The 26837-nt window shown below is 68.4% G+C and carries 26 protein-coding genes; 6 read left to right on the top strand and 20 right to left on the bottom strand.

The features are described from left to right. Nucleotides 1-69 precede the first annotated feature (69 nt). Nucleotides 70-906, bottom strand: coding sequence for a lysophospholipid acyltransferase family protein (locus tag IV112_RS17795; protein ID WP_304005745.1), 837 nt, complete (start codon nt 904-906; stop codon nt 70-72). 24 nt (nt 907-930) lie between these two features. After that, nucleotides 931-1689: a GNAT family N-acetyltransferase gene (locus tag IV112_RS17790; protein ID WP_304005743.1), complete on the bottom strand. Its 759-nt coding sequence runs from the start codon at nt 1687-1689 to the stop codon at nt 931-933. Between the two features lie 163 nt (nt 1690-1852). On the opposite strand from IV112_RS17790, the gene IV112_RS17785 reads away from it, so the two are divergent. Continuing rightward, on the top strand, nt 1853-2653 hold the full coding sequence (locus tag IV112_RS17785; RefSeq protein ID WP_304005742.1) for a peptidylprolyl isomerase: 801 nt from the start codon (nt 1853-1855) through the stop codon (nt 2651-2653). Between the two features lie 50 nt (nt 2654-2703). Here IV112_RS17785 and IV112_RS17780 read toward each other — a convergent pair whose 3' ends face one another. The 12 genes from IV112_RS17780 to IV112_RS17725 all read right to left on the bottom strand — a co-directional run bounded on the left by IV112_RS17780 (nt 2704) and on the right by IV112_RS17725 (nt 10937). Further along, the gene (locus tag IV112_RS17780) at nt 2704-4473 is read right to left on the bottom strand and encodes a SpoIIE family protein phosphatase (RefSeq protein ID WP_304005740.1); all 1770 of its coding nucleotides are present in this window, start codon (nt 4471-4473) and stop codon (nt 2704-2706) included. A gap of 30 nt (nt 4474-4503) precedes the next feature. Further along, the gene (locus tag IV112_RS17775; RefSeq protein ID WP_304005738.1) at nt 4504-4845 is read right to left on the bottom strand and encodes an STAS domain-containing protein; all 342 of its coding nucleotides are present in this window, start codon (nt 4843-4845) and stop codon (nt 4504-4506) included. Between the two features lie 91 nt (nt 4846-4936). Then, nucleotides 4937-5569, bottom strand: a complete 633-nt coding sequence (locus IV112_RS17770) for a flavin prenyltransferase UbiX (protein ID WP_304005736.1) — start codon at nt 5567-5569, stop codon at nt 4937-4939. After that, nucleotides 5566-6081 carry a Gx transporter family protein gene (locus tag IV112_RS17765; RefSeq protein WP_304005734.1) on the bottom strand — a complete coding sequence of 172 codons (516 nt, stop codon included), beginning with the start codon at nt 6079-6081 and terminating at the stop codon, nt 5566-5568. Before IV112_RS17765 ends, IV112_RS17770 begins: the two co-directional genes overlap by 4 nt. After that, complete coding sequence (locus tag IV112_RS17760) at nt 6081-6455, bottom strand: NusG domain II-containing protein (RefSeq protein ID WP_019916105.1); 375 nt, start codon at nt 6453-6455, stop codon at nt 6081-6083. The genes IV112_RS17765 and IV112_RS17760 overlap by 1 nt, the downstream gene beginning before the upstream one ends. Continuing rightward, entirely contained in the window at nt 6452-7300 is an 849-nt protein-coding gene (rapZ, locus tag IV112_RS17755) for an RNase adapter RapZ (RefSeq protein ID WP_024300727.1), read from the bottom strand. Before rapZ ends, IV112_RS17760 begins: the two co-directional genes overlap by 4 nt. Nucleotides 7301-7697: 397 nt before the next feature. Continuing rightward, nucleotides 7698-7889, bottom strand: a complete 192-nt coding sequence (locus IV112_RS17750) for a DUF1289 domain-containing protein (RefSeq protein WP_304005731.1) — start codon at nt 7887-7889, stop codon at nt 7698-7700. Then, nucleotides 7890-8792, bottom strand: a complete 903-nt coding sequence (locus tag IV112_RS17745; RefSeq protein ID WP_304005728.1) for a hydroxymethylglutaryl-CoA lyase — start codon at nt 8790-8792, stop codon at nt 7890-7892. Then, a complete protein-coding gene (locus IV112_RS17740) occupies nt 8792-9583 on the bottom strand; it encodes an enoyl-CoA hydratase-related protein (RefSeq protein ID WP_304005727.1) in 792 nt (263 codons plus the stop codon). Before IV112_RS17740 ends, IV112_RS17745 begins: the two co-directional genes overlap by 1 nt. Then, the gene (locus IV112_RS17735) at nt 9583-9966 is read right to left on the bottom strand and encodes a hypothetical protein (RefSeq protein ID WP_304005725.1); all 384 of its coding nucleotides are present in this window, start codon (nt 9964-9966) and stop codon (nt 9583-9585) included. The genes IV112_RS17740 and IV112_RS17735 overlap by 1 nt, the downstream gene beginning before the upstream one ends. Beyond that, nucleotides 9963-10523, bottom strand: a complete 561-nt coding sequence (locus IV112_RS17730; protein ID WP_304005723.1) for a TIGR00730 family Rossman fold protein — start codon at nt 10521-10523, stop codon at nt 9963-9965. The genes IV112_RS17735 and IV112_RS17730 overlap by 4 nt, the downstream gene beginning before the upstream one ends. A gap of 90 nt (nt 10524-10613) precedes the next feature. Next, complete coding sequence (locus tag IV112_RS17725) at nt 10614-10937, bottom strand: hypothetical protein (protein ID WP_020166347.1); 324 nt, start codon at nt 10935-10937, stop codon at nt 10614-10616. Nucleotides 10938-11112: 175 nt separating this feature from the next. On the opposite strand from IV112_RS17725, the gene IV112_RS17720 reads away from it, so the two are divergent. Both IV112_RS17720 and IV112_RS17715 read left to right on the top strand, forming a co-directional pair. Beyond that, nucleotides 11113-12159, top strand: a complete 1047-nt coding sequence (locus IV112_RS17720) for an MBL fold metallo-hydrolase (protein ID WP_304005720.1) — start codon at nt 11113-11115, stop codon at nt 12157-12159. Between the two features lie 19 nt (nt 12160-12178). Then, complete coding sequence (locus IV112_RS17715; protein WP_304005718.1) at nt 12179-14011, top strand: PHA/PHB synthase family protein; 1833 nt, start codon at nt 12179-12181, stop codon at nt 14009-14011. A gap of 324 nt (nt 14012-14335) precedes the next feature. Here the strand turns inward: IV112_RS17715 and IV112_RS17710 are convergent, their stop codons facing one another. From IV112_RS17710 to IV112_RS17685, 6 genes are all read right to left on the bottom strand, one after another. Beyond that, a complete protein-coding gene (locus IV112_RS17710) occupies nt 14336-20158 on the bottom strand; it encodes an Hpt domain-containing protein (RefSeq protein WP_304005716.1) in 5823 nt (1940 codons plus the stop codon). Beyond that, complete coding sequence (locus IV112_RS17705) at nt 20155-22230, bottom strand: methyl-accepting chemotaxis protein (protein WP_304005715.1); 2076 nt, start codon at nt 22228-22230, stop codon at nt 20155-20157. The genes IV112_RS17710 and IV112_RS17705 overlap by 4 nt, the downstream gene beginning before the upstream one ends. Before the next feature lie 64 nt (nt 22231-22294). Then, nucleotides 22295-22804: a chemotaxis protein CheW gene (locus IV112_RS17700; RefSeq protein WP_304005713.1), complete on the bottom strand. Its 510-nt coding sequence runs from the start codon at nt 22802-22804 to the stop codon at nt 22295-22297. After that, nucleotides 22797-23180, bottom strand: coding sequence for a response regulator (locus tag IV112_RS17695; RefSeq protein ID WP_019916125.1), 384 nt, complete (start codon nt 23178-23180; stop codon nt 22797-22799). Before IV112_RS17695 ends, IV112_RS17700 begins: the two co-directional genes overlap by 8 nt. Nucleotides 23181-23218: 38 nt before the next feature. After that, nucleotides 23219-23617 carry a response regulator gene (locus IV112_RS17690; RefSeq protein WP_020166340.1) on the bottom strand — a complete coding sequence of 133 codons (399 nt, stop codon included), beginning with the start codon at nt 23615-23617 and terminating at the stop codon, nt 23219-23221. Nucleotides 23618-23734: 117 nt separating this feature from the next. Further along, complete coding sequence (locus IV112_RS17685) at nt 23735-23923, bottom strand: rubredoxin (protein ID WP_020166339.1); 189 nt, start codon at nt 23921-23923, stop codon at nt 23735-23737. 154 nt (nt 23924-24077) lie between these two features. Here IV112_RS17685 and thiD point away from each other — a divergent pair, with 154 nt between their 5' ends. The 3 genes from thiD to hemL are packed head-to-tail and all read left to right on the top strand — an operon-like array spanning nt 24078 to nt 26837. Then, on the top strand, nt 24078-24935 hold the full coding sequence (gene thiD / locus IV112_RS17680; RefSeq protein WP_438362256.1) for a bifunctional hydroxymethylpyrimidine kinase/phosphomethylpyrimidine kinase: 858 nt from the start codon (nt 24078-24080) through the stop codon (nt 24933-24935). Next, a complete protein-coding gene (thiE, locus tag IV112_RS17675) occupies nt 24925-25542 on the top strand; it encodes a thiamine phosphate synthase (protein ID WP_304005708.1) in 618 nt (205 codons plus the stop codon). The genes thiD and thiE overlap by 11 nt, the downstream gene beginning before the upstream one ends. 11 nt (nt 25543-25553) lie before the next feature. Continuing rightward, entirely contained in the window at nt 25554-26837 is a 1284-nt protein-coding gene (gene hemL / locus IV112_RS17670) for a glutamate-1-semialdehyde 2,1-aminomutase (protein WP_304005706.1), read from the top strand.

Here is a 26837-nt window from a genome sequence, read left to right as displayed (position 1 = left end):
CACCGTGCCGCAGCCTCCGATTCCACGGTACGCCGCCGTGCTGCGCGGCCGTTGATCCGAATCAACTGTTCAGGCGGTCGCGCTCACCTGGGCGTGTGTCACCTGCGCCAGATCCTGCCGCGTCAGGCCGTGCGAGGGCAGCGCCGGCAGCAGTTCGACCCGGGCCACCGTGCGCGGCGCGCGCGCCAGCATGCAGACCGACTGCCAGAAGCTCACGTCGTCGATGTAGGCGGCGGCGTCCGAGTGCTCGCCACGGTGATCGACATAGCGCAGGCGCACCGGCTTGACCGCACGGCCGGCGTCGATCGCCGCCTGGAACAGCGCGGCGCGGAAGGGCAGCACGGCGCGGCCGTCGGTGGTCGTGCCTTCAGGGAACACCATCACGCTGCGTCCGCAGCTGAGCGAGCCGACCAGCCGGTCGCGCACCTCGGCCGCCGAACTGCGGCTGGCGCGACGGATGAACACCGTGTGGTTGCGCGCCACCAGCCAGCCGAGCAGCGGCCAGCTGCGCACCTCGTCCTTACAGACGAAGGACAGTGGCGAGATGGCGTTGATCACGAACACGTCCACCCACGAGATGTGATTGCTCACCAGCAGCTGGCCGGGCCGCGGCAGCGGCCCCTGCGCCTGCAGTTCGACGCCGAGCACACCGAGCAGCTGGCGCGACCAGCGTGCACGCATCTTGCGTTGCGTGCGCTCGCCGACCAGCGGATAGAGCAGGGCGACGCGCGAACAGCCGGCGGCCAGATGTACGGCCAGCCGCGCGATGCGCCAGGTCATGCGCGCCTGTGCGCGCAGGCCGGACGTGTGGTGCGTGGCCGCGGCGGCGCGCGCCGCCGCGGGGTGGTGCGGATGAGGATGCGACAAGGGAAGATCGAGGTCGGCAAACAGACTGATGACAGACATCTTACGTCCTCCCCGGTTCGCGGATCAGGCGGCGCGCTGTATGAAGTGGCGGGCGTAGCGCGCGTCCAGCTTGGCCATGGTGAGCAGCAGCGGCAGGTCGGCGGTGTTGAAATCTGGATCCCAGGCCGGTTCGCCGCACACCTCGGCGCCGGCGCGGATATAGCCCTTGACCAGCGGCGGCACGACGCTGGCGGCGTTCGGCGTCAGCCGTTCGAGCGGCAGGCGCACCTTCGGGAACACGCGGTACTCGGCCGGCGCCATGTGCGCGGACAGACCGGCCCAGATGGCTGCAGCGTTATGCCCGCCGTCGGCCAGACCGATGCTGGCGCAGCCGATCAGGTACTGGTGACCGCTGTCCAGCATGTAGCGCGCGAGTCCGGACCACAGCAGCGCGATCACCGCCGCGTTGCTGCGGTAATCGGCGTCGATGCAGGAGCGGCCAATTTCCACCATCTGCGGGCGCAGATGGTCGAGCCGGCCGAGGTCGAACTCGGTTTCCGAGTAGTAGCCGCCGGTGCGTCGCGCGGCTTCGGGCGGCAGGATGCGGTAGCAGCCGACGATGCGGCCGTTGTCCTCGTCGCGCACGATCAGGTGTTTGCAGTGGGCGTCGAAGCGGTCGATGTCGGCGCCGTGCACCGTGCTGTCGAGCCGTGCGCCAAGTTCGTCGGCGAACACCCGCCAGCGCAACTGCTGCGCCGCCAGCACCTCGGACTCGCAGGCCGCCAGCGTGACGCTGAGGTTGCGCTGGGCACGCCGTTCGCGTGCCGAATCGATCTGAAGCATTCCCGTCTCCGTGAAGGGTACCGCTTCAAGATATGCAGCGCGTGTTCAGCACATATGACGTCGCGGCGACAGCACGGTTACAGCGGCCCTCGCCACGCCGGCCAAAAGGGCGGTATAAGCATTCCGCTCGATCGAGCCCCATACAACCCACGAGGATGTCCTGATGAACCACCGTATCGGCGCACTTGCCGCCGCCCTGATGATGAGTGTTGCTGCCTCCGCCGTGGCCCAGACCAAGGCGCCTGCGGCCGGTGCCGCGCTGGCCAAGGTCAATGGCGTGGCCGTGCCCGCCGCGCTGGCGGATCTGCTGGTGCGTGAGCAGGTCGCCCAGGGCGCGCCGGACAACGAGGACCTGCGCAACCGTGTGCGCGAGCACCTGGTGCGCCGCGAGGTGCTGCTGCAGGCGGCACGCAAGGCCGGTACCGACAAGGTGCCGGAGGTGCAGCAGCGCATCGCCTATTCCAGTGGCGAAATGCTGGCCAACGCCTACCTGGAGCGCTGGGTCGAGAAGAACCCGGTAACCGAGGCGGCTGCCCGCGCCGAGTACGAGCGCGTGGTCGCTCAGGGCGGCCCGAACGAATACGCGTCGCGCCACATCCTGGTCGATTCCGAAGAGGTCGCGCGCGACATCATTGCCAAGCTGCAGGCCGGCACGCCGTTCGCGGAACTGGTGTCGGTGTCGAACGATCCGGGCAGCAAGGAGCGCGGCGGTGAACTGGGCTGGTCGCGCCCGGGCTCCTTCGTGCCGGAGTTCGACGCCGCACTGCAGAAGCTGGAGAAGGGCCAGTTCACGACCGAGCCGGTCAAAACCGCCTACGGCTTCCACGTGATCCAGCTCGACGACGTCCGCCGCGCCGAAGCGCCGAAGTTCGAGGAGGTGAAGGACCGCGTGATCGAATCGATGCAGCAGCAGGCGGTGCAGACCCACATCGAATCGCTGATGTCGAAGGCCAAGGTGCAGTAAGCACGACGGGCATCCGCCGCCGTCCGTGAAGGACGTGGCGGATGCATGTTCTACGTGTGGCCGATGTAGCGCAGCGCCAGCAGCGTCACGTCGTCCGACGGTGCCTGACCGTCGCAGAACAGGCGGGTCGCCTCGCGTACCGCGTCGATGGCGCCTGCTGCGCCGGCGCGCAGACCGGTCAGCGTCGCCAGCAGCCGCGTTTCGCCGAACAGTTCGCCGCGCGTGTTCAGGGCTTCCGTCACGCCGTCGGTGTAGAGCAGCAACTGGTCGCCCGAGCCGAGCCGGGTTTCGCCCAGTGCGTAATCGATGGTCGGGTCGATGCCGGCTATCGGGTTGCGCGGCACCTTGAGCAGCACCGGCGCGTCGCCACGACGAAGCAGCACCGGCCGCAGATGACCGGCGTTGGCGTAGCGGAAGCTGCCATCGCGGGTGTCCAGCAGGCCGATGAACAGGCTGGCGAACAGCAGTCGTTCGTTGTTCAGCGCCAGCTTGCGGTTGGTGCGTTCCATCACCCTTTCCAGATGCCCCTTCTGCCCCTGCTTGCGTGCCGCTTCTGCGCGCAGCGTGGTCAGTGTGCGCATCATCAGCAGCGCGGCCGGCATGCCCTTGCCGCAGACGTCACCGATGGCGACGAACAGGCGGTTCTCGTCGATGAAGAAGGCGTCGAAGAAGTCGCCGCCGATCTCGCGCGCCTGCTGGATGCTGGCTTCGCACTCGATCTCCGGATGTTCGGCGAACATCGGCGAGCGCAGCGGCAGCATGCCCGACTGGATTTCCTGTGCGGTGCGCAGCTCCGACTGCAGGCGTTCCAGTACCAGCGAACGGCGCACCTGCTCGACCACCTGGTGATTGGCCTGGCGCATGCGCGCCGCCATCAGGCGCAGCAGGTTGCGGGCGACCTGAGGCAGCGGCAGCAGTTCGGAAAAGAAGGTGTGGGCGTCGATCAGCAGCAGGCGCGTGCCGGGTTCGGCCACCACCCAGGCGGACGCTGGCTCGCCGTCGATGATCGAAAGCTCGCCCGCGCATTCGCCGCTGCCGATCACCGTGTAGCCCCCCTGGCCGTCAGTCGCCGGATCGTCCAGGTACACCCGCAGCCGTCCGGCCAGCACCAGGGCCACGTGGTCGTTCTGCATGCCGGGCGCCAGCACCACGTATTCGTCCGGGTAGTCGCGCTGGGCGCAGTGGGCGAGCAGGCCTTCGATCAGTGCGTAGGGCACGTCGCGAAACAGGTCGAGGCGCGAAATGAAACCGAGGGCGCGGCGCTCGCCGCCGACGCGTGCGTCGTGGCCGACACGGCTGCCGTCGGCGCGGATCAGCGGGAACACCGCGGCCTGACGGCGTCGACGCTCGACGCCGCGGCGCACCGGGGTGCGGCTGCCGCTCGGGCTGCTGCGGCTTGGCCGGGTCCACGCCAGCGTGAGCTGGTTGCGGCCGCTGGTGCGCTCGTAACTGACCTGATCGGCGAACTGGCGCACCAGGTGCACGCCCAGTCCGCCGACGCTGGCTTCTTCCAGCGTGGCCGGCGTCACCGGCTCCGGCAGTTCCAGCGGATCGAATTCGCGGCCGTCGTCGGCCACCACCAGCTTGACCGACTGCGGTTCGAGGATCAGGTCGAGCGCAATGGTGTGCGGCGCTTCGTCGTCGAAGGCGTAGCTGACGATGTTGGCGACCAGTTCCGACGCGCACAGGTCGAGCCGGAACACCAGTTCGCTGCCCAGATCGAAGCTGTCGCCGAGCGTGCGCAACCAGGCGCTCGCAGCGGAAATGGCGCCGCTGTCGTTGATCAGGCGCAGGCTGCGGCGGGCGTGCGCGCTATGCACTGCGCACTCCGCGGAGGTTTGCTCCGGCGTTCAGTCGGCCAGCGCCTTGCGCGCGGCGTCGAGGTCGTCGCACAGCGTCAGCAGCTGGTCGACGCCGGCCGTCTGCAGCACGCGCCGTATCATCGGCTGCGCACCGAACATGACCAGCTTGCCGCCGCGCGAGGCCTGACCGCGCGCCGCCGACAGCAGCGTGCGGATGCCGATCGAGGCGAGAAAGCTCACTGCCGACAGATCGATCGCAATCCTGGCCGGGTGCGTGCTGGTGGCGTAGGTGAGCGGCTGGTCCAGCGTCTCCGCGCCTTCGATGTCGAGGCGACCGTCGAGCCGGATCAGGGTGATGCCGCCGTCCAGCGGCTGGCTGTCCATCTTCATGTGCGTGCTCCCGAGGTGCCCGGTCGCCTGCGGCGGCACGACCGGAAAGCCCTTCAGCTTGTTTCATCTGCATGTCAGGCGTGTGACAGCGTCAGTCGCCGGCTTGCGGCTCGCCCCAGCGCGGCAGCAGCGTGTGCGGAACACGCAGCTGGTCGAGGATGCGGGCGACTACGAAGTCGACCAGGTCGGCGATTTCGCGCGGTTGCTGGTAGAAGCCGGGCGAGGGCGGCAGGATGACCACACCGTTGCGCGACAGGCTCAGCATGTTTTCCAGGTGCAGGGTCGAGAAAGGCGTTTCGCGCGGCACCAGGATGAGGGTGCGGCGTTCCTTCATCACGACGTCGGCGGCGCGCTCGATCAGGTTGGACGCCAGGCCGTGGGCGATCGACGCCAGCGTACCCATCGAACAGGGGCACACGACCATCGCATCGGGCGGATTCGAACCGGAGGCCGGCGGGCAGTTCCAGTCCTCGCGGCCGAACACTTCGAGCTGGCCCGGTGCGGCGTTGAAGCGGGCCGACAGTTCGCGCGCCGCCTGCTGCGGATTGGCCGGCAGCACGACATCCATCTCCTGCCGGGCAACGATCTGCGCCACCTGCGAATACACCAGCCAGACGCGGCAATCTGCGGCCAGCAGCATTTCGGTCAGGCGCAGGCCGTAGGGCATGCCGGAGGCGCCGGTCAGCGCGACGAGTATGGTGGGCGGTCGGGGCGTCGAGGTCATGCCGCATTGTCCCGCAACAGCCGGTCGGCGACCACGCCGTTGACGACGCCGAACACCAGGGCGGCGGCGAAGAACACCGGCGCCAGGTTGAACAGGCCGTCGTGCGGCACCAGCCACAGCCGCGCCAGCACGAGCTGGCCGCCGATGTGGGCGAAGGCCGCAGCCACCGAGCGGCCGACCGGGCCCAGCCAGCGCCAGGGCAGCGTCTGCAGTGCGCCGAGCACCGCCAGGCTGGTCACGGCGCCGGTGGCGGCGAGAAAGAAGCCGGGCGCGAGGAACTGCCCGGCCAGCAGACTGCCGGCGATCACCCGCAGCACGCTGACCCAGGCGGCGTCGCGCCAGCCGTGGCGGGCCAGCACGATGAGGATGACGATGTTGGCCAGCCCCGGCTTCACGCCCGGCAGCGGGCTGGGAATCGCCGCCTCGATCAGTGACGCGGCGATCGCTGCGGCGGCATAGCGCGCCAGGCGACGGTCGCGCGCACTCGGCTCGACGTCGACCACGGCGCTCATCAGAACGCCACCGTGTCCTGCGCGCTGTCCGGTCCGGCCAGTTGCAGCGAAATGTGGCTGGGTGCGCAGACGGCGACCGCGCCAGCGCGCGTCAGCCAGCCCTGGTGCACGCAGTACTGGCGTGGGCCCGGATCGGCGGCAACGCGCGCGCGACCCGGTTCGACCTCGATCACGGTTTCGCCCTGCGCGGCCAGCGCGCCGGCGATGGCGACGCGATGCGTACCGTTCAGCGGTATTTCGGCGACGATGCGGCCATCGAGGCGCACCTGCGCCAGCGTTGGCGCCGCCCGGCCCCACTGCGCCGCGGTCGTGGCGACGGTTGCGGCCAGGCCGGCTGCGATCATCAGCCAGTCACCGGGCCGCAGGCGCGTCATTTGCCGCTCGAAGCGAGCGAACGGTGACGCAACAGCACGCGCGCTTCCTTGCGGAAGTGTTCGGCCAGCCACTGCGTCATGTAGACCGAACGATGCTGGCCGCCGGTGCAGCCGATGGCCACCGTCAGATAGCTGCGGCTGTCCTTGATGTAGCAGGGCAGCCAGTCGTGCACGAAACGCGCAATGTCGTCGCGCATGCGCAGCACGTCCGGACTGCGTTCCAGATAGTCGATCACCGGCTGATCACAGCCGGTCTGCGGACGCAGCACCGGGTCGTAGTGGGGATTGGGCAGGCAGCGCACGTCGAACACCAGATCGGCGTCGAGCGGGATGCCGTGCTTGAAGCCGAAGGACTCGAACATCAGCGTCAGGCCGGAGCCCTCGTCGATCTGCACCAGCTCGCGCACCCATTTGCGCAGCACCGCAGACGGCAGGTCGCTGGTGTCGATGCGGTGACCGAGCGCGACGATGGGTTCGAGCAGATCGCGTTCGCGGCGGATCGCCTCGGCCAGCGAAGTCTGGTCGTCGCCCAGCGGGTGGCGCCGCCGCGTCTCGGAAAAGCGCGCGATCAGCGCGTCGTCGCGCGCGTCGAGAAAAAGCGTCTGCAGTTCGGTGCCGTTGCGCAGCACGCCCATCATCGGCGGCAGCGCGCTCATGCTCTTGCCCGAGCGCACGTCTACCGCCACCGCGACGCGGCTGTAGCCGGCGTCACGCAGATGGCCGACCAGTTGCGGCAGCAGCGGGGCCGGCAAATTGTCGACACAAAAAAATCCGGCGTCCTCCAGCACGTTGAGCGCAACGCTCTTGCCCGAGCCGGACATGCCGCTGATCAGTACCAGGCGCATTGCGCCGCGTCGCGTTTCATTCACGTGGCTTACCTGCGAAAAAGCGTGTTCATGCAAATAACATGGTTGACACTGGGTCTGTGGAAACTACGCTGAATGAGTGCGGTCCGACGGCACGCAGCATCCGAATGCTGCCTCATGTGCTGCCCGACTGCATCCGATTCAGGATGTGGCGTGTAGCAGGGCAATCCGACCGGAGGTGTTCACCATGCGATATCTCAGACTCCAGCGCAGCCAGGCCAATCGTCGCCGTGCCGAGCGCGAAGCCGAGCGAGCCGCACTCCAGTCGCGCTCACAGCCGGCCCAGGGCGCTCCGGGTTCGCGCGACGCGCCGGCACCTGACGGCAGTCCCAGCGAGCCGCGGCGGCGACGCGAAAACTGAGGGTCGTTTCCTCGCTCACTCGGCTGCCGGCGCCACGCGCCGGTGGCCCTGCGCTTCCCGTTCGCGGATGCGCTCGAGTATCTGCAGCCGCACTTCATCAGTGGTCGAGCCCCAGCAGGCGATTTCGTCCCGCGAGCGAAGGCAGCCGACACAGAGGCCGAGCTGTCGGTCGAGTGTGCACACGCCGGTGCAAGGTGATGCAACCATCTATTCCGTCCTGTAGGCGCGCGCAACGCGCGACGCCACCTGTCTGTCCAGCCGGGCGCTGACCCAGCGCGCGGCGCCGACCAGCTTTCCGAGATCCACGCCGGTGACGACACCGGCACCTTCCAGCATATACACCACGTCCTCGGTTGCCACATTGCCGCTGGCACCCGGTGCGAACGGGCAACCGCCCAGGCCGCCGACCGATGCGTCGAACACCGCCACGCCGGACTGCAGTGCAGCGTAAACATTCGCCACGCCCATGCCCCAGGTGTCGTGGAAGTGACCGGCCAGCCGGTGCACCGGCACCCGCGCCGACACCGCGTCGATCAGCCGCCGGATCTGCTCCGGTGTGCCGATGCCGGTGGTGTCGCCCAGACTGACTTCATGGCAGCCCATGTCGATCAGCTGCAGCGCCATGTCGGCAACGATGCCGGCGGCGATCGGCCCTTCGTAAGGGCAGCCGATCACGCAGGACAGGTAGCCGCGCACGCGTACGTTGCTGTCCAGCGCGCGCCGCGCCACGGCGCGCAGCCGCGCCATCGATTCGGCGATGCTGCAGGCGGTATTTCGCTGCGAAAACGTCTCCGATACCGCGGCGAACACGGCGATGTCGCCGCAGCCGGCGTCGAGCGCGGCGTCCAGCCCGGTGTCGTTCGGTACCAGGCAGGGGTAGCTCACGCCACTGCTGCGCGGCAGACGCTTCATCAGTTCGCCGCTGCCCGCCATGTTCGGCACGCGCTTGGGCGACACGAAGGCGCCGGCTTCGATATCCGCCAGGCCGGCGTCGACAAGCTTCGCGATCAGCGTCAGCCGGTCGTCGATGGACAGCGCGACGCGTTCGTTCTGCAGGCCGTCGCGCGGCCCCACCTCGACGATGCGTACGCGGGCGGGCAGCGCGCCCATCACGCGGGTCCGGCCGGCACCCAGCCGGGACGTCGGCGCGCGAACAGCGCGTCCAGCCCCTCCTGCGCCTCGGCGCCGGTATCGATGCGGTTTTCCATCTCGACGGCGTGATCGAGTGTCTTCTCGTCGGCGCGCGGCCGGCCGAGTGCGCGCACCAGCAGCTTGATCTGCTGCTGCGCACGCGGGCCGCCGAGCAGCAGCGCGTCGACCACCTCGCCGACGGCGTCGTCCAGGTGTTCCGCCGACGCGACGATTTCCGACAGCAGGCCGATGCGGTAGGCCTCGGACGCGGAAAAGCGCTCGCCGGTCAGGAAGTAGCGCCGTGCCCGTGCCGGGCCGATGGCCGCCATCACGTAGGGTGCGATCACCGCCGGCACCTGGCCGGTGCGCACCGCGTCGAAGGCGAAGTGGGCGTCGAAACTGGCGATGGCGACATCGCAGGCAGCGATCAGACCGGCCCCGAGGCCGATCGCCGGGCCCTGCACGCGGGCCACCACCGGCCGTATGCACTCGCTGAGCGTGCGCATCAGCCGCGCCGCCAGTGCCGGCTCGACGGCCATCAGACCGCTGCGTTCGAGCTCCATCGGGTCGGCGCCGATGCTGAAGCTGTCACCCAGCGCCGACAGCACCAGCAGGCGCACATCGGCGTGCGCGACCATGTCGTCGATGGCCGCGATCAGCGATTCGGCGAGCGACGCATCGAGCAGGTTGTGGTGGTCCGGCCGGTTAAGCGTGACGATGCCGATGCCGTCGACGATTTCGGTCAGCACCAGCGCATTCGGGTCCCGCATCAAGGTACCGCCCCCTGCACCAGATGGCTGCCGAGCGCGCGCAGTGGTGCACCCAGTTCGAAGCCCGGCATGACCACCTCGTCGTCGACCGCGTACAGCTGGCAGGGCAGACCCTGTGCCTCGCAGGCGGCGATCGCTTCGCTGGCTGCGTCGTCGCCAGCGTTCCACGCCCAGTCGCCGTTCATGTTCAACGCGAACGCGCGCGGGCGCAGCGTGACCTGCAGGAAGCGGCCGTAGCCGGCGCGTCCGCCCTCGTTGAGCAGCGGCACCGCCTCGATCAGGTCGACCGGCCGCAGCCAGGCGGTCGGCTCTGCGGCATGGACGGTGCACGGCAGCAGCGCGGCAATGCAGGCCAGCAGCGGGCGGTTCCAGTCAGACTTCATGCGGTTTCACTCCCGGTCGTCACGCCGGCCGCCAGCCGGTCGAGCAGGCGGATCGGATCTTCGTCTGCAATGATCAGCTGCCGGTGCGGCGCGCTGAGAAAGCCCTCGCGGGTCGCCTGGTCGAACATGGCGAGCAGCGGATCGAAATAGCCGGCCACGTTGAGCAGTCCACAGGGTTTATGGTGCAGCCCGAGCTGCGCCCAGGTGAGAATTTCGCACAGTTCGTCCAGAGTGCCAAAGCCGCCAGGTGCGGCGACGAACAGATCGGACAGATCGGCCATCAGCGCCTTGCGGGTGTGCATGCTGTCGACCACGTGCAGTTGTGTCAGGTTGGCGTGCGCCACCTCGCGTTCGAGCAGATGCTGCGGGATGACGCCGATCACCTCGCTGCCGGCGTCGAGCGCGGCGTCGGCGATCAGACCCATCAGGCCGATGTTGCCGCCGCCATAGACCAGACCATGGCCACGCACGGCGAGCAGCGTGCCGAGGATGTGCGCCGTTTCTGCGTAGATCGGGGAATCACCGCTGCGTGAACCGCAGAAGACACAGACACGCATGTGTGCAACCGGAAGTCGGAAATCGGGAGAGCGAAGTATGCACGCGCGGCGCGCGTACGGGCAGGGTGGATCGCTGCTTCAGTCGATGACTCAGTCGACGAACTTGGCCTTCACGACGCGCCATTCCTGCGGGCCGTCCAGCGTGCGCGAACAGCCCAGCGGTACCGGCTCGGCACCCGGCTTCATTTCGGTCTTGGAGCGGTCGCCGGTGCCCACGCCCATGTGGTAGCGGTCCAGCCACACCATCACGGTGCGGCTCGGGTGGCTGTTGCCGACCAGCAACTGCACGGAATTGCGCGAGACGCAGCTGGCGGCGAAATCCTGGCTGAAGGTGACGAACCGGGTCGGGTCCTCGTCCTCCGCCCGCACGGGCAGGGTCATCAGCAAGGCCAGCAGGGTGATCGCAGCGCGCATGGGTCTCCTCCGTTATCGGCTCATGGGTCTGTGATGCGGTAACGCACGGGGCGTTCCGTCGCCGACGCGCGAGTGTAGCAACAGGCTGACGCCACACTTGATATTGCACTGCACAATGAGCCGCGTTTCAGGTTACCATTCAAGGACTTCAGTATCCTGGCCCACACCGACCGCCGTGTCCGCCCACGATCCCGTTCTCGACCCGCATCCCGCGACCGCGCCGCAACCCGGCCGGCTCGCGCCGGTGGTGCGCGGCGTGCACTGGCTGCGCATGCCGGTCGCCTTCGCGCCCGGTCACGTAAACGTCTGGGCGATCGAGGACCACGACGAGCACGGCCCGTGCTGGACCCTGGTCGATGCCGGCTTCCCCGACGACGCGACGCGTGCCAACTGGCTGCAGGCGCTGTCCGGTGATCTGGCCGGTCGCCGGGTGCGACGCATCCTGATCACCCACTGCCATCCGGATCACTTCGGTCTGGGCGACTGGCTCGCCGAACAGACCGGCGCCCGCATCTGGATGTCGCTCGGCGAGTACCTGACCGCGCAGGCCTGGTTCGGGGACACGCCGGCATCCGGCATCGATCTGATGGCGGACTTCTTCCGTCAGCATGGTCTGCCGCCTGCGCAGACCGAGGCGATGCAGCTCGAGGGCCGGCGCTATCGGCGCACGGTAGGCTCGGTGCCGGTGGCGATGCGCCGCATCCTGCCGGGCGAGGTGATCACCATCGGCGACGACGCCTGGGAGGCGCTCGTCGGCCACGGGCACTCGCCCGAGCACCTGTCGTTCTATCGCGCACACGACCCGGTACTGATCGCCGGCGACATGCTGCTGCCGACCATTTCGCCGAATACACCGACGCTGCCTTTCGAACCCGAGACTGACGCCGTCGGTCAGTACCTCGACTCGATCGAACGTTTCCGCTCGCTCGCCGCGGCCACCGTCGTGCTGCCTGCGCACGGCGACCCGTATCGCGGCGTGGTTGCCCGCGTCGATGCGCTGCGCCTGCACCACGACAAGCGCCTCGCCCAGATCGCCGCACTGTGTGACGAGCCGCGACACGCCTTCGAATTGCTGCCGCGCCTTTTCAAGCGCGAACTCGACAGTTTCCAGACCCGGTTTGCCATGGGAGAGGTGATCGCTCACCTGAACCATCTGTGGCAAGCCGGACAACTGCGCCGCCTGCCCGGGCAGGACGGCGTGATCCGCTTTACCCAGCCTTGAACCAGCCCAGGGGGAGACCATGAACAAGCCAGCCGCCAAAGACGCCAAGCCCGCAGAACCCGCCACCCTTCCGGATCCCGCCGAAGTCGCAAAAACCTATGCCGAAGTGGCGGAGCGCGCGAGCAAGCTGCTCGGCGAACACGTACAGCGGCAACTGAAGCGCGGTGTGACGCCGCCGGCCGACGAACTGGGCATCGCCCAGGCCTTCATGGACATGACCTCGCGTCTGCTGTCCAACCCGTACAAGCTGGCGCAGGCGCAGATGGGTCTGGTGTGGGATTACTACACGCTGTGGCAGCAGTCGATGCTGAAGTTCATGGGCGTCGACGCGGCGCCGGTGGTCACCCCGGTCAAGGGCGACAACCGCTTCCGCGGTGAGGAGTGGGAGAGCCACTTCCTGTTCGACTTCTTCAAGCAGAGCTACCTGATCGCCGCCCGCCACATCCACGACGTGGTCAGCAACGTCGAGGGCATGGACGACCACACGCTGCAGAAGGTCAACTTCTTCACCCGCCAAACCATCAACGCCTTCAGCCCGAGCAACTTCGCGCTGACCAACCCCGAAGTGCTGCGCGAAACCGTGCGCAGCCACGGCCAGAACCTGCTGCGCGGCTTCAACAACCTGCTGCGTGACATCGAGGACGGCGACGGCCAGCTGCGCGTGCGCATGACCGACACCTCGGCCTTCGAACTGGGCCGCAACGTCGCCACGACGCCGGGCAAGGTGGTGGCCGAGAACGCGCTGATGCAGCTGCTGCAGTTCAACCCGACCACCGACACGCAGTTCAAGCGTCCGCTGCTCATCGTGCCGCCGTGGATCAACAAGTACTACATCCTCGACCTGCGCGAATCGAACAGCTACATCAAGTGGGCCACCGACCAGGGCCACACCGTGTTCGTCATCTCGTGGGTGAATCCGGACGAGAAGCTGGCCCAGCTCACCTTCGAGGACTACGTGCATCAGGGTCCGCTGGCCGCGCTCGACATGATCGAGAAGCACACCGGCGAGACCGAGGTGAACGCCGCCGGCTACTGCCTCGGCGGCACGCTGCTGGCGACCACGCTGGCCTATCTGGCCGGCAAGAAGCAGAAGCGCATCGCCAGCGCCACCTTCTTTACCACGCTGATCGACTTTTCCGAGCCGGGCGAACTGGGCGTGTTCATCGACGAGAAGGCGGTCGAGGGCCTGGAAAAGAAGATGTTCGAGCGCGGTTACCTCGAAGGCAGCGAAATGGCCGGCACCTTCAACATGCTGCGTTCGAATGACCTGATCTGGTCCTTCGTCGTCAACAACTACCTGATGGGTCGCGAGCCCTTCCCGTTCGATCTGCTGTACTGGAACTCGGACTCGACCCGCATGCCGGCCTGCATGCACAGCTTCTATCTGCGCCAGATGTACATCCAGAACAAGCTGCGCGAGCCGGGCGGCATCACCGTGCTGGGCGAGCCGATCGACATCCGCAAGATCAAGGTGCCGGTGTACTTCGTGTCGGCCATCGAGGATCACATCGCGCCGTGGAAGAGCACCTATCTGGGCGCCCAGCTGGTGTCGGGCCCGGTGCGCTTCGTGCTCGGCGGTTCCGGCCACATCGCCGGCATCGTCAATCCGCCGGCGGCCAACAAGTACGGCTACTGGACCAATCCTGGCGTCAAGCTGCCGGGCGACGCCGACGAGTGGTTCAACGGCTGCACGCAGAACCCCGGCTCGTGGTGGACCGACTGGCAGCAGTGGGTGACCGCGCAGGACGCGGACACCGTGCCGGCACGCGATCCGGCCAAGGGCAAGCTGAAGCCGATCGAGGACGCGCCGGGCCGTTTCGCCAAGCTGCGCCTGGACACGATGAAGAAGTGATCGCGCTACCGCGCGCCTGACCGGCCCTGAAGCCGAGGCCGCTCCCACAGGGAGCGCGCCCGGACCGGTGACCGGAGCCGGGGTTCTGTGGGAGGGGCCTTCCGACCCCGACCGCGGCGGTGGGCGGTGCGCGGCGCCGGGTTCAGGGCCCGTCGGCAGCGATGGTTGCCTCCCGCAGAGGTCCTTCGCACCGCACTATGCAGAAGACCGTGGGAGCGAGCTTGCTCGCGATTGCGGTCTCTGGATCGAAGCCGGCGGCTGGCAGCGGCCGTGTCGCGGCCAAGGCCGCTCCCACAGGGCCGCTCCCACGGGGATCGCGCCTGATCAGAGGGTCTCGGGCGGCGGGGCGTAGCCGGTGATCAGTTCCAGCAGTTCGGCCTCGTTATAGGGCTTGCCGAGGTAGTGGTTCACGCCGATCTCGCGCGCGTAGGCCTTGTGCTTTTCCGCCGTGCGCGAGGTGATCATGATGATGGGGATGGCCCTCGTGCGTGCGTCGGCACGCACGTTGCGCGTCAGGTCGAAGCCGTCCATGCGCGGCATTTCGATGTCCACCAGCATCACCGCCGGTTCGGTGTCGATCAGTTTTTCCAGCGCATCCACGCCGTCCTTCGCGGTCACGACGCGATAGCCCTCGCGTTCCAGCAGACGGCTGGTCACCTTGCGCACCGTCAGCGAGTCATCCACCACCATGATCAGCGGCGCCTCGACCGCCTGCGCCACCGGTGCCATCGTGCGCACCGGCTCGTCGGCCGAGGCCGCGCGCAGCAGTTCGCTGCGGTTGCGCGCGGCGATCGCCACCGGGTTGATGATCAGCGTCACCTCGCCGTCGGGCAGCACGGTGGCACCGGAAATGCCGACCAGCTTCGACAGCTGCGGGCCGACCGGCTTCACCACCACTTCTTGGTTGCCGCGCAGCGCGTCGACTTCCAGCGCCATGAATTCGTGGCCGCTGTTGATCAGCAGCGCCCAGCTGCCGGGCACCGGCTGGCTGTGACCGTCGCCGAGCAGACGCGGCAGGTACTGGTAGCGGTAGTGCGTGCCCAGCCAGTCCTGTCCGCCCGCCTCGCGCAGCGCCTCGCCGGCGTCGCCCTTCAGTTCGCGTGCGTGCTGCACCATCGACGACGGAATCGCGTAGGTCTTGCCGGCGCTGCTCACCAGCACCGATTGCGTCACCGCCAGCGTCATCGGCAGCGACAGCCGGAAACGTGTGCCGTGCCCGGTTTCGCTGGTGGTTTCGATGCGGCCGCCGAGCGCGGTGGTCGCGTTCTTCACCACGTCCATGCCGACACCGCGGCCGGCCAGCTCGGATACCGCCGCCGCGGTCGAGAAGCCCGGTTCGAAGATCAGCCCGGTCAGACGACGCTCGTCGACCACCTCGTCCGGCGCGATCAGGCCGCGCTCGATGCCGCGCGTACGGATGCGGTCGAAGGCGAGGCCGGCGCCGTCGTCGGCCAGTTCGATCACCACTTCGTTGGTCTGCTGCGTCAGCGTGATCACGATTTCGCCGGTTTCCGATTTGCCGCAGGCGGCGCGCGCCTCGCGCGACTCGATGCCGTGTGCCACCGCGTTGCGCAGCAGGTGCTCGATCGGGCCGGTCATCTGCTCCAGCACTTCGCGGTCAAGCTCGATCTGCGTGTTGCGCAGTTCGAGGTTCACCTTCTTGCCCAGCTCCTTGGCCGATTGCCGGGCGACCCGGTAGAGCCGGTCCTCCAGCGTCGAGAACGGCACCATGCGCACCGACATCAGCGCCTGCGACAGTTCGCGGTTGAGCCGCGCCTGCGACTGTATGGCGGTGTCGGCGGCGTCGAGGTTGCGCACCAGGTTGTACTGCACCGTGGTGACGTCGGACAGGCTTTCGGTCATCAGCCGCGACAGTTCCTGCAGCCGCGTGAAGCGGTCCATCTCCAGCGGGTCGAACTGTTCGTGGTGTGCTTCGGCCGCCGCCATGCGCGACTGCATCTGGCTTTCGGCGTGGATCTCGATTTCGCGCAACTGGCCGCGCAGGCGCTGCACGTTTTCGGTCAGGTCGTTCAGCGAGCCGCGCAGCGCGCGCAGTTCGCCCTCGATACGGGTGCGCGCGATGCTCATTTCGCCGGCTTCGTTCACGAAGCGGTCGACCATGTCGGAACGCACGCGCACGGTGGGCCGCTCGCGCACGGTGCCGGCCTCGTCATCGCCGGCCGCGGGCACCGCCTGGGTGCCGTCGGCGTCCGTGCTTGCGACTTCGTGCGGCTCGCCGGTTTCCCCGCGTTCCAGCCGGGCGACCAGTTCCTCGCAGCGGTCGTAGGCCATTTCGAGTTCGTCGAGCACGGCCGGGCGCTCGTCCGCACTGCAGGGCGCTTCGATCACGCCCTCCATGCTGTGCACCAGGTCACCGAAGCGCATGACGCCCGCCATGCGCGCGCTGCCCTTCAGCGTGTGCAACTGGCGGCGCAGCATGTCGGACGCGGACAGCTGCTCCGGCTGTTCGCGCCATGCGCGCAGTTCGTGGCCGATGTCGCGCAGCAGGTCGTGCGCTTCCTCGATGAAGATGGGCAGCAGCTGCGGGTCGATGTCGTCGGCGACACGCGGTGCGTCCGCGGTTTCGGCGGCGCTTCGCGGTGCCGGGCTGCGCAGGCTGTCGGCCGCGGTCGGCAGGTCGCTGGTCTGCGGCAGCACGTACTCGTCCGGCAGCGCCACCTTCTCGAAGCGCATGTCCTCGTCCGCCAGCGCTTGGTCGAGCGCGATGTCGTCTTCAGGGGCCGTCACGTCCGCTGCTGCTTCGTCGGGCGACAGGTCGAGCGCCGGCTCTTCGAGCAGCGGGACGTCCGCCGCGGGCAGTTCGGCGTCGACCTCTGCCGCCGTGTCGTCGTCGATCGCTTCGACTGCCGGTTCAGGCTCGGGCTGGGTGTTGCCGTCCGCGTCGAGGCCGCAGCGGAAGCCGTCGCGGTCGCTCAGTACCGAACGGGCGCCGCTTTCGGCCGGGGTGATTTCGTCGAGGTCGGCAGCGCCGACGTCCAGATCCGGTGTGGAAGGGATGTCGTGGCTGCCGGCTGGCAGTTCCAGCACCGGCAACTCGACGGCCGGGCGCGTGTGGAAGAACAGCGCGTCGAGCTGTTCGACCAGGGCTGGCGCAGCGTGCGCCTGACCCCCCTCGGCGATCGCGCCGACCTGGCTTTCGAGCGTGCTGGCGGCGGTGTTCAGCAGCGCCGACTCGTGGTCCGCCGGCGGCTCGCCGTGCGCTTCGCAGCGGCTCAGTGCGTGCTCGAGCGCCTTCGCCAGCGCGCTGATGTCGGGCTGGCCGACGGTCAGTGAAATGCCGCCCAGCGTGTGCGCGGCGATCAGGCTGTCCTGCGTCGGCAGCAGCGACGGGTTCACGTGCAGGCGGGCAAGTTCACGCCGCAGCGTGGCCAGATGGCCGCGCGCCTCGGCGACGAACAGGTCGAACAGCGTGCGGTCGGTGCCGGCGTCCAGAGCGAGGTCTTCGGCGTCGATGTCGGCCGTGATGTCGATCGCTTCCGGGCTGTCGATGACGGCCTCGACCTCGGTGGCGACGGGCAGGCCGAGGTCCAGATCGAGATCCAAGTCCGGGGCCGTCGCCTCGACCACATGCGGTGCGTCGTCCAGTTCGATGACACCGGCCGGCGTGTCGTCCTCGTCGAGGTTGAAATCGAGGTCCATGTCGAGCTCGATGTCGAGCGCGTTGTCGTCCGGCGCTGCGGCAGCCTCGATGGTGACCGGCGTGGCCGGGGCCGCTTCGCTGTCGTCCGGCTCGCCGCCGAACATCGCCGCGCAGGCGGGCGGCAGCCAGCCGTGCTCGGGCGTGACGGTGTTGCCGTCGGCCAGCTGTTCGACCCAGCCGGCGAACAGGTCGCGCGCGCGGTCGAGCAGGTCGAACAGTTCGGGCGTGCCATCGCGCTCGCTGGACAGCCAGCGGTTCATCACCTGCTCGATCGCGTAGGCGCTCTCGCCGAGGTCGCGCAGACCGACCATGCGGCCGCTGCCCTTCAGCGTGTGGAAGCCACGGCGCAGCGCGGTCAGCAGCTCCTGGTTGTGCGGCGCCTGACGAGCGGCGGCGGTGCCGGAGGCGATGCTGTCGAGGACTTCGCGTGCCTCCTCGATGAAGATTTCGAGCAGTTCGGCATCGAATTCCTCCTGACTGGCTTCGGCCAGACGCACCGTGTCGGCCGACGGCGCCAGCGATTCGACCGGGGCTTCGGCCAGCGCCTGCACCGCGCCGGCCATCGCAGCGTCGCCGGCCTTCAGCGCCGCCAGCGCTTCGGTCACCCGCTTTTCCAGCTTTTCGTCAGCCAGCAGCTTGGCGTCCTGGCGGATGGTTTCGAGCGACTGCCGCAATTCGTCACGGGTGTGTTCGTCGGCGTCGCCGTGCGCCAGCCGGTCGAGCAGCTGGGTCGCCTCGTTGCGCCGCGCGGCCAGTTCCGACTCGACGCTGGCTTCGTCCGCCTCGGTCGGCACGTCGCCGGTCGCCGGTGCGCTGCCGCGCGGGTTCAGGATGGCATCAAGATCGGCCGGGCCGTACTGCAGCTTGTCCACGAAGAAGCCGAGGCCGGACAGCTGGTGCGCCAGCGCCTCGAATTCGCCTTCGGCGGCGACGTGGTCCGGTTGCGCCATGCGGGCGATCTGCTGCGCGCAGCGCCGCACCAGCGACACCGCGGCGTCCTGCCCCAGCATGTTCAGCGCGCCCTCCACCTGCTTCAGCGGCGCTGCCAGCGCAGCCAGTTCAGCAGCCTTGGCCGGATTGCGGAAATAGGCGTCGAGCTGCTGTTCGACCTCGGTCAGGCTGGCCAGGATTTCGCGCGCGACCTGACCCATGAACAGCCGCTCCTGGGCGCGGCGCGACATTTCGTCGAACAGCGGAATCTGCATCGCCGGCAGCGTTTCGCCGCGACGGGCGCGCGCCAGGCGGTCGATCAGCGTATCGACCTGGGCAGGCAGGTCGTCGCTCTGGGCGCGGCTGAACTGTTCGACCAGCGCGTCCATCACCAGCAGTGCCGTGGCGACTTCCATCGCCAGGTTTTCCTGGTGCTGCAGCGGATCGCGCCGCAGCCACTGACCGAGGTCGAGCAGTGCCGCGGCGAGCCGGGCGAGGTCGGGCTGACCGACGCGGGCCGCCGACGCGACCATGGATTCGCACTGTTCGTGGAACTGCGGCAGCGCCACGGCGGCGCCGGACGAGAAGCGCGTCCACGCTTCCTTGGCCTGACCGAGCGACTCGCGCAGTGCGGCCAGCGCCGGACGCAGCGCGGCGATGTCGTCGCGCGTCTCGGCGTCGGTGGCCAGCAGCGTGTCCAGCCGGTAGGTGTCGCGCACCGCGCGCAGTGCAGGCGTCGGGTGTTCGGCGGTGGCAATGAAGTACAGCGAGTCACGCATCAGCCGCTCGGCCACGCCGCGCGAGCCTTCGAGCAGGCGGCGCATCTGCACGTCGATGCGCGCGCACAGCCGCTTGATGAAGAAGTCGCTCTGGATGGCGCCCTGCGCCATGCCGTCGAACAGCGCGCCGGCCACCCACCAGAAGGCGCGCGTGGCGGGGGCGGTCTGCGTCTGTTCGATCGCGCCGACGGCCTGGCGCATCTGCAGCAGGCCGTCGCGGTCGTCGCGCAGGAAGCGCAGCAGGCCGCGTTCGAACTGGCTGCGCGCGCTGCGCAATGCGCGCGCGCGGTCCAGCGGCGACAGTGCGGCGGCGGCCGACGGTGCCGGCGGCGGGCGCAGCGTCAGATCGGGGAAGAACAGCTCCGACGGCGCCACCACGGCTTCGCCGCGCAGCGCCATCAGGTCGCGGTAGAGCGACATCAGCCGCATCGGCTGGTCGCTGCCGCCGGCCACCAGTTCGTCCAGGTGGGTGCGGATCGCGGCGATCGCGCGCTGCGCGACGGCACCGGCGGTGCCGGTGTCCGCCAGCCGGCCGCCGTGCCAGTCGGCCAGCGTCTGTTCGAGCGCGTCGCAGAAATGGGTCAGGCCATCGAGGCCGACGATGGCCAGTGCGCCGCGCGCCTGGTGCAGGTGGGTCTGGGCGAATTTCAGTGCTTCGGCGCCGCTGCCGTGCTGCCCGTCGCCGAGCGCTTCTGCGGCGCGGACGAGGGCAAGATCGATCTCGCCGCGGACCCAGATCAGCGGGCCCAGATCCTGTTCGCTGGTGGAGGTGTTCATACCTTGAAGCCCGCGACCGAGCCCTTGAGTTCAGCGGCGAGGTCCGCCAGCTGGCCGATGGACACCGCGGTCTGCTTGGTGCCGACCGTGGTCTGCTCCGTGATGCGCAGGATGCCCTGCATGCCCTGAGCTACCCGTGTGGCCTGTTCCGCCTGAACCTGGGCTGACGACGAAATGCGTTCGATTAGCTGCGCCAGTTCCGACGACACGGTCGAAATCTCGCCCAGTGCCTGACCGGCGGCGTCGGACAGGCGGGCCCCCTCGACCACGCCGCGGGTGGAATTTTCCATCGCCGCCACGGCATCCTGGGTGTCGGTCTGGATGGTGCGGACGATGGCGGCGATCTGCTTGGTCGCTTCGGCCGAGCGTTCGGCCAGCCGCTGCACTTCTTCCGCCACCACCGTGAAGCCGCGGCCGGCCTCGCCGGCGCTCGCCGCCTGGATGGCGGCGTTCAGCGCCAGCACGTTGGTCTGTTCGGTAATGTCGGAAATGAGTTCGACGATCTCGCCGATCTCCTGCGACGACTCGCCCAGCCGCTTGATGCGCTTCGACGTTTCCTGGATCTGCTCACGGATGTCGTTCATGCCGCGGATCGAGTTCGACACCGCGGTCGAGCCGTTCTGCGCGGCGGCCAGCGACTGCCGCGCCACCTGCGCCGAGCGGGTCGCCTCCTGCGACACCATATTCATCGACTGCGCCATCGCCAGCACCGACTGGCCGGATTCGGTCACCTCACGCGACTGCTTTTCCGCCGCCGTCAGCAACTGGGTCGAGATGCGCTGCGCGGTTTCCGATGCCTCGGTCACGCGGCCGGCGGCGTCGTTGATCCGCTTCACCAGCACCGACAGTTCCTCGATCGTGTAATTGACCGAGTCGGCGATGGCGCCGGTGATGTCTTCCGACACCGTGGCGCGCACGGTCAGGTCGCCGTCGGCGAGGTCGCCCATCTCGTTCATCAGCCGCAGGATGGCCTGCTGCGTCATGTCCTTCTCGCGCTTCGCTTCCTCGCGCGAACCTTCGGCCTGCAGCCGCTGTTCGTTCTGGTCCTCGTTGTAGGCGCGCACCATCAGGAACACGCTGATCAGGGCCAGCAGCACGCACAGCGCGCCGGCACCGGCCAGGGCCAGCCGCCCCTCGCGCTCGGCGACATAGCCGGCGCCCAGTTCGTCGGTCAGTTTCGACAGCGTCGCCGCCTCGGCGATCACCGCGGCACCGGCCTTGCGTGCGCCGGCCAGCGCCTCGGGTTTGCCGAGCTCACCGGCCAGCACGCCGAGCGGACCGTCGATGACGGCGCGCGCGCTGCTGAAGGTGTCGCGCGCCGCGCCTTCGGCCAGTGTCTCGATCTGCTGTGCGGCGTCGCGCAGCGCCGGCACGCTGAGGGCGAGCGTCGCCGGCGCGTCGGCCGCGGTCGCGTGCGCGCCGGCCTGCACCTGACTGAGCACGGTGGCGAAGCCGTGGAACAGGTTGCCGTCCTTGCCGGCCCGTGCGACGGCCGTCTGCGCTGCTGCCGCGGCCAGCGCCGGCGCCTGCTGGTCGAGTGCGCGGGCGGCGTCGCCGAGCGCGCGCAGCGCCTTTTCCTGCGCCAGCACGGCCGACACGTTCTGATCGAAGCCGGACCAGGCGGCGTCGAGCTGCTGCAGCGACCCTTGCACCGCACCGGAACTGGCCGGCACGTCGACACCGTCGATCTCGCCGCCCTGGGTGACGCGGTCGAGCAGCCGGAAAAAGGCGTCGCGCGAGGCGGCCAGCTCGGCGAAGGCGGCCGATTCGCCGGCCAGCGCCTGGTGCGCCGACTTGGCCATGCTCTGGCTCAGCGTGCGCATCTGGCCAGCGGCCGACACATAGCTCGCGTTGTAGCGGGTAATGCGCAAGTCCTGCCAGACCAGGAAGGCGGCGATCACGATGAAGAACAGGAACAGCGTACCGAGCACGCGTACCTGCTGTTCGAGCGGCAGGTGACCGATCAGCGGCAGGCGCCCGCGCAGGAAACCGAGGGTGCCGCGTGGCGCGGTGGGTGCGCTGCTGCCGTCGGCGGGACGGGCGGATTTCAGTCCTGGGATGTTCAGTGCCATCGGAGCTATTCCTGGAGGGCTGTTCGGTTCTTGGAGGACGGTGTGCTGTCAGCCTCTGCTGCAATCAGGCGGCGACGTCGAGAAAACGCGCGTCGGTATAGAGCTTGCGCGGATCGAAGCGGCGCCAAAGCCGGCCCTGCGTATCGGAAAACTGCGTCGAAACCCAGGGCCGTGGATCCGCTGCCGCGTCGGCCGGTTCGAAATCGTCGAGTGCGCGCAGGCCGAGCACCCGCGACACCAGCAGCGCACTGTTGCAGCCGAACTTGGCATGCGGCAGCAGCAGCCGGGCGTCGCCGGTCAGCGCGGTCGGTGCATTGCCCTGAAAGGCGGAAAAGTCGCTGACCGCGTACAGCACGCCGCGCACGTTGGCGACGCCGCGCAGCCAGCCGGTGGCCAGCGGCACCGGTGTCAGCGCCGGCACCGGCAGGATTTCGCCGGACTCGGCCAGATCGATCAGCCACAGCTCGGCGCCGGCCTGCAGGCCGAGCAGCGCGCGCGTGCCGGTGGCGCCGGAGGTGTCCGACAGCTTGCGGGCCAGTTCTTCCTGAAACTCGCGCAGCGAGAGCTTAGCCATCGTTGTTCGCCGCGCCGAGCTGGGTGATGCGGCCAAGCAGTTCTTCCAGATTGACCGGCTTGACCATGTAGTCGAGCGCACCCTGGCGCATGCCCCAGATGCGGTCGGTCGGCAGATCCTTGCTGGTGCACATGATCACCGGGATGTCGCGCGTGCTGTCGTCGCGGGTGATCGTGCGGGTGGCCTGGTAGCCGTTGATGCCGGGCATCACCACATCCATCAGGATGAGGTCGGGTTTCTCGGCCTTGGCCTTCTCGATGGCCTGTTCGCCGTTCTCGGCGATGATGACCTCGAAGCCCTTGCGGGTCAGGAAGTCGTTCAGAACATGGCGTTCGGTGGGCGAGTCGTCCACCACCATGATGCGCTTGATCGCCATCGTCGGCTCCGCGTTCGGTGGATACGGTGTAAGGCGTCTCAGTCAGCGCCGTTGCGCGCGTGACGCGACACCGCCTGCAGCAGGCTGTCCTTCGTGAAGGGCTTGGTGAGATATTCGTCCGAGCCGACCATCCGACCGCGTGCGCGGTCGAACAGGCCGTCGCGTGACGAAAGCATCACGACGGGAGTAGCGGCAAAACGGGGGTTCTTCTTGATGAGCGCGCAGGTCTGGTAACCGTCGAGGCGCGGCATCATGATGTCGCAGAAGATGACCTGGGGGTGGTGGTCGCTGATTTTCGACAGGGCGTCGAAGCCATCCTCGGCCAGGACCACCTGATACCCGGCCTGGACCAGGAAGATTTCGGCACTGCGGCGTATGGTGTTGCTGTCGTCGATCACCATCACCTTGACGCCGGTATTGCCACCCGATTCAGCCAAGATGTTCTCCCCTGTTGTCCGCACGCCGTTCTGCCGCAGGACTGCGCGGCGACGGCATCCGGTTGGTCTTCATGAGGCGGATGCACCGGCCCGACAGGTCCGCAACCGATGCGTGTTTCAGATCTGGACCATCTCGAAATCGTCCTTGCGTGCACTGCACTCGGGACAGGTCCAGTTGGGCGGAACGTCCGCCCAGCGAGTACCGGGGGCGATGCCCTCTTCCGGCAGACCGGCGGCTTCGTCGTAGATGAAGCCGCAGATGAGACACATATAAGTCTGGAATTCGGCCGTGACAGTGGAACTCATGGCAGGTTGGTTTGTTAGAATCCGGTCGATATTACCGTAATTAACCATCTGTAACGACAATCCGGGCGCGCGCTTTATGGTCAATTCTGATGTGCGGGCGCATCCTCCGCTTGTCATGTGTTTTTCGGCGACCGACCCCACTGGCGGGGCCGGCATGCAGGCCGATCTGATGACGCTGTCGGCCCTGGGCTGCCATCCGCTGACAGTCGTGACGGCTGTCACGGTGCAGGACAGCGCAGGCGTCGAAGAGGTCGTGCCGATGGACGACGATCTGCTGGTCGATCAGGCGCGCGTGTTGCTCGCCGACATGCCGGTCGCGGCGTTCAAGATCGGCGTGATGGGCAGCATCGAGAACATCGCGGCCATCGCCGAAATCATTTCCGACTACCCCGACGTACCGGTGGTGCTCGATCCGGTGCTGTCGTCCGGCCGTGGCGACGAGCTCGCCGACGAGGACATGGTGATCGCGCTGCAGGAACTGCTGCTGCCGCTGACCACCGTGCTGACGCCGAACAGTCTCGAAGCCCGTCGTTTGGCGCAGGCCGACGACGAGGATGACGACGACGGCGACGATTTCGCCGACGAGGACGAGGACGACGAAACTGACGAGGACGACGACGTACGGCGCACCGTATCGCCGACGCTCGAACAGTGCGCGCGTCAGCTCATCGCCGCCGGCTGCGGCCACGTGCTGCTGACCGGCACGCACGAATCGACCACCCGCGTCGCCAACGTGCTGTACGGGCGCAGTGGCGTCATCCGCCGCGACGAGTGGGACCGCCTGCCCGGCAGCTACCACGGTTCGGGCTGCACGCTGGCATCGGCGCTCGCCGCCTGGCTGGCGCACGGCCTGGATGTCGGCGAAGCGGCGCACGCCGCGCAGGAGTACACATGGCGCACGCTGCAGGCCGGTTTCCGGCCGGGCATGGGCCAGCACCTGCCGGACCGCTTCTTCTTCCTGCGCGAACACAATGCCGCGACCGCCGACCGGGAGTCCGACGATGACGCGTAAGCCGCTGCGCGGCCTGTACGCGGTGACGCCGGAAGCGTTGAGCGGCGCCGCGCTTTACCGCGCGGCCGAAGCCGCCTGCGGCAGCGGCGCGGTCGTGCTGCAGTACCGCAACAAGTCCACCGACGCGGCACGACGACGCGCCGACGCCGACGCGCTGCGCGCCATCACCACCGTCTGCGGCGCGCTGTTCGTCATCAACGACGACATCGAACTGGCCAAGGCCTGCGGCGCCGATGGCGTGCACGTCGGTCGCGACGACGGCGGCCCGGCGCTGGCGCGCAAGGCGCTTGGCAGCGATGCGCTGATCGGCGTGTCCTGTTACGACGACCCGGCGCTGGCCCGGGCCGCCGCGCGTGACGGCGCCGATTACGTCGCCTTCGGCTCGATGTATGCCTCGAGCACCAAGCCCGCTGCACCGCCGGCCTCGATCGGCCGTTTCGCCGAAGTGGCCGATCTCGGCCTGTCGCGCTGCGCCATCGGCGGCATCACGCTGGCGCGCGCGCCGGAACTGATCGCCGCCGGCGCCGATCTGCTGGCCGTGGTGTCCGATCTGTTCGACGCGCCCGACATCGCGGCGCGCGCCCGCGCCTACGCCAGGCTTTTCTGAAGGAATTCCCCATGAGCACCCGCAACGAACAACTTTTCGAACGCGCCCAGCGCAGCATTCCGGGCGGCGTCAATTCGCCGGTGCGCGCCTTCCGCTCGGTCGGCGGCACGCCGCGCTTCTTCACCCGCGGCCAGGGCAGCCGGTTGTGGGACGCCGACGGCACCGAGTACATCGACTACGTGGGCTCCTGGGGCCCGGCCATCGTCGGCCATGCGCACCCCGAGGTGATCCGCGCAGTGCAGGAGGCGGCCGTCGGCGGCCTCTCGTTCGGCGCGCCGACCGAAGCGGAAATCGTGATGGCGGAAACGCTGTGTGCGCGCGTGCCGTCGATCGAGCAGGTGCGCCTGGTCAGTTCCGGCACCGAAGCGACGATGAGCGCCATCCGGCTGGCGCGCGGCTTCACCGGCCGCGACGCCATCGTCAAGTTCGAAGGCTGCTACCACGGCCACGCCGACAGCCTGCTGGTGAAAGCCGGCTCCGGCGCACTCACCTTCGGCAACCCGAGTTCGGGCGGCGTGCCGGACGATTTCGCCAAGCACACGCTGGTGCTCGACTACAACGACGTGCAGCAGCTCGAAGACTGCTTCCGCAACCACGGCGACCGCATCGCCTGCGTCATCGTCGAGCCGGTGGTCGGCAACATGAACCTCATCGTGCCGAGCCGCGAGTTCATCGACGCGATGCGCGCGCTGTGCACGAAGTACGGTTCGGTACTCATCTTCGACGAAGTGATGACCGGCTTCCGCGTTGGCCCGGTCGGCGCCCAGGGGCTGTTCGGCATCACGCCTGACCTGACCACGCTGGGCAAGGTGATCGGTGGCGGCATGCCGGTCGGCGCCTTCGGCGGCCGGCGCGACATCATGTCCGCCATCGCGCCGCTGGGCGCGGTCTACCAGGCCGGCACGCTGTCCGGCAATCCGGTCGCCGTCGCCGCCGGCCTGAAGACGCTGGAACTGATCAACGCCCCCGGCTTCCACGACCGCCTCGCCGCCCGCACCAAGCAGTTCTGCGACGGCCTGGTCGCCGCCGCGAAGGACGCCGGCGTCACCTTCTCCGCCCAGTCGGTCGGCGGCATGTTCGGCCTCTACTTCCGCGACGGCTGCCCCGCCAGCTACGCCGAGGTGATGCAGTCCGACCGCGAGCGCTTCAACCGTTTCTTCCACGCCATGCTGGACGCCGGCGTCTACCTCGCGCCGTCGGCCTTCGAAGCCGGCTTCGTGTCGGGTGCGCACAGCGAGGACGACGTGGCGCAGACCGTGGCGCGGGCGAAGGCGGCGTTTGCGAAGGTGGCGTGA

Origin of the sequence: Methyloversatilis discipulorum (assembly GCF_018780585.1) — a bacterium.
Lineage (GTDB): Bacteria > Pseudomonadota > Gammaproteobacteria > Burkholderiales > Rhodocyclaceae > Methyloversatilis > Methyloversatilis discipulorum_B.
Note: the sequence above shows the minus strand (reverse complement) of the source record. Positions and strands in the feature narration are given on the sequence as shown.

Excerpts from the sequence above, each read along its gene's own strand:
- IV112_RS17760 (WP_019916105.1), bottom strand. The coding sequence starts at position 6,455 with ATGACGCGCCTGCGGCCCGGTGACTGGCTGATGATCGCAGCCGGCCTG.
- IV112_RS17700 (WP_304005713.1), bottom strand. The coding sequence starts at position 22,804 with ATGGCTAAGCTCTCGCTGCGCGAGTTTCAGGAAGAACTGGCCCGCAAG.
- IV112_RS17710 (WP_304005716.1), bottom strand. The coding sequence starts at position 20,158 with ATGAACACCTCCACCAGCGAACAGGATCTGGGCCCGCTGATCTGGGTC.
- IV112_RS17790 (WP_304005743.1), bottom strand. The coding sequence starts at position 1,689 with ATGCTTCAGATCGATTCGGCACGCGAACGGCGTGCCCAGCGCAACCTC.
- IV112_RS17725 (WP_020166347.1), bottom strand. The coding sequence starts at position 10,937 with ATGCGCGCTGCGATCACCCTGCTGGCCTTGCTGATGACCCTGCCCGTG.
- IV112_RS17705 (WP_304005715.1), bottom strand. The coding sequence starts at position 22,230 with ATGGCACTGAACATCCCAGGACTGAAATCCGCCCGTCCCGCCGACGGC.
- IV112_RS17740 (WP_304005727.1), bottom strand. The coding sequence starts at position 9,583 with ATGCGGGACCCGAATGCGCTGGTGCTGACCGAAATCGTCGACGGCATC.
- IV112_RS17785 (WP_304005742.1), top strand. The coding sequence starts at position 1,853 with ATGAACCACCGTATCGGCGCACTTGCCGCCGCCCTGATGATGAGTGTT.
- IV112_RS17750 (WP_304005731.1), bottom strand. The coding sequence starts at position 7,889 with ATGGTTGCATCACCTTGCACCGGCGTGTGCACACTCGACCGACAGCTC.
- IV112_RS17795 (WP_304005745.1), bottom strand. The coding sequence starts at position 906 with ATGTCTGTCATCAGTCTGTTTGCCGACCTCGATCTTCCCTTGTCGCAT.
- IV112_RS17765 (WP_304005734.1), bottom strand. The coding sequence starts at position 6,081 with ATGAGCGCCGTGGTCGACGTCGAGCCGAGTGCGCGCGACCGTCGCCTG.
- IV112_RS17685 (WP_020166339.1), bottom strand. The coding sequence starts at position 23,923 with ATGAGTTCCACTGTCACGGCCGAATTCCAGACTTATATGTGTCTCATC.
- IV112_RS17745 (WP_304005728.1), bottom strand. The coding sequence starts at position 8,792 with ATGGGCGCGCTGCCCGCCCGCGTACGCATCGTCGAGGTGGGGCCGCGC.
- IV112_RS17715 (WP_304005718.1), top strand. The coding sequence starts at position 12,179 with ATGAACAAGCCAGCCGCCAAAGACGCCAAGCCCGCAGAACCCGCCACC.
- IV112_RS17730 (WP_304005723.1), bottom strand. The coding sequence starts at position 10,523 with ATGCGTGTCTGTGTCTTCTGCGGTTCACGCAGCGGTGATTCCCCGATC.
- thiD (WP_438362256.1), top strand. The coding sequence starts at position 24,078 with ATGCAGGCCGATCTGATGACGCTGTCGGCCCTGGGCTGCCATCCGCTG.
- IV112_RS17735 (WP_304005725.1), bottom strand. The coding sequence starts at position 9,966 with ATGAAGTCTGACTGGAACCGCCCGCTGCTGGCCTGCATTGCCGCGCTG.
- rapZ (WP_024300727.1), bottom strand. The coding sequence starts at position 7,300 with ATGCGCCTGGTACTGATCAGCGGCATGTCCGGCTCGGGCAAGAGCGTT.
- IV112_RS17770 (WP_304005736.1), bottom strand. The coding sequence starts at position 5,569 with ATGACCTCGACGCCCCGACCGCCCACCATACTCGTCGCGCTGACCGGC.
- thiE (WP_304005708.1), top strand. The coding sequence starts at position 24,925 with ATGACGCGTAAGCCGCTGCGCGGCCTGTACGCGGTGACGCCGGAAGCG.
- hemL (WP_304005706.1), top strand. The coding sequence starts at position 25,554 with ATGAGCACCCGCAACGAACAACTTTTCGAACGCGCCCAGCGCAGCATT.
- IV112_RS17775 (WP_304005738.1), bottom strand. The coding sequence starts at position 4,845 with ATGAAGATGGACAGCCAGCCGCTGGACGGCGGCATCACCCTGATCCGG.
- IV112_RS17695 (WP_019916125.1), bottom strand. The coding sequence starts at position 23,180 with ATGGCGATCAAGCGCATCATGGTGGTGGACGACTCGCCCACCGAACGC.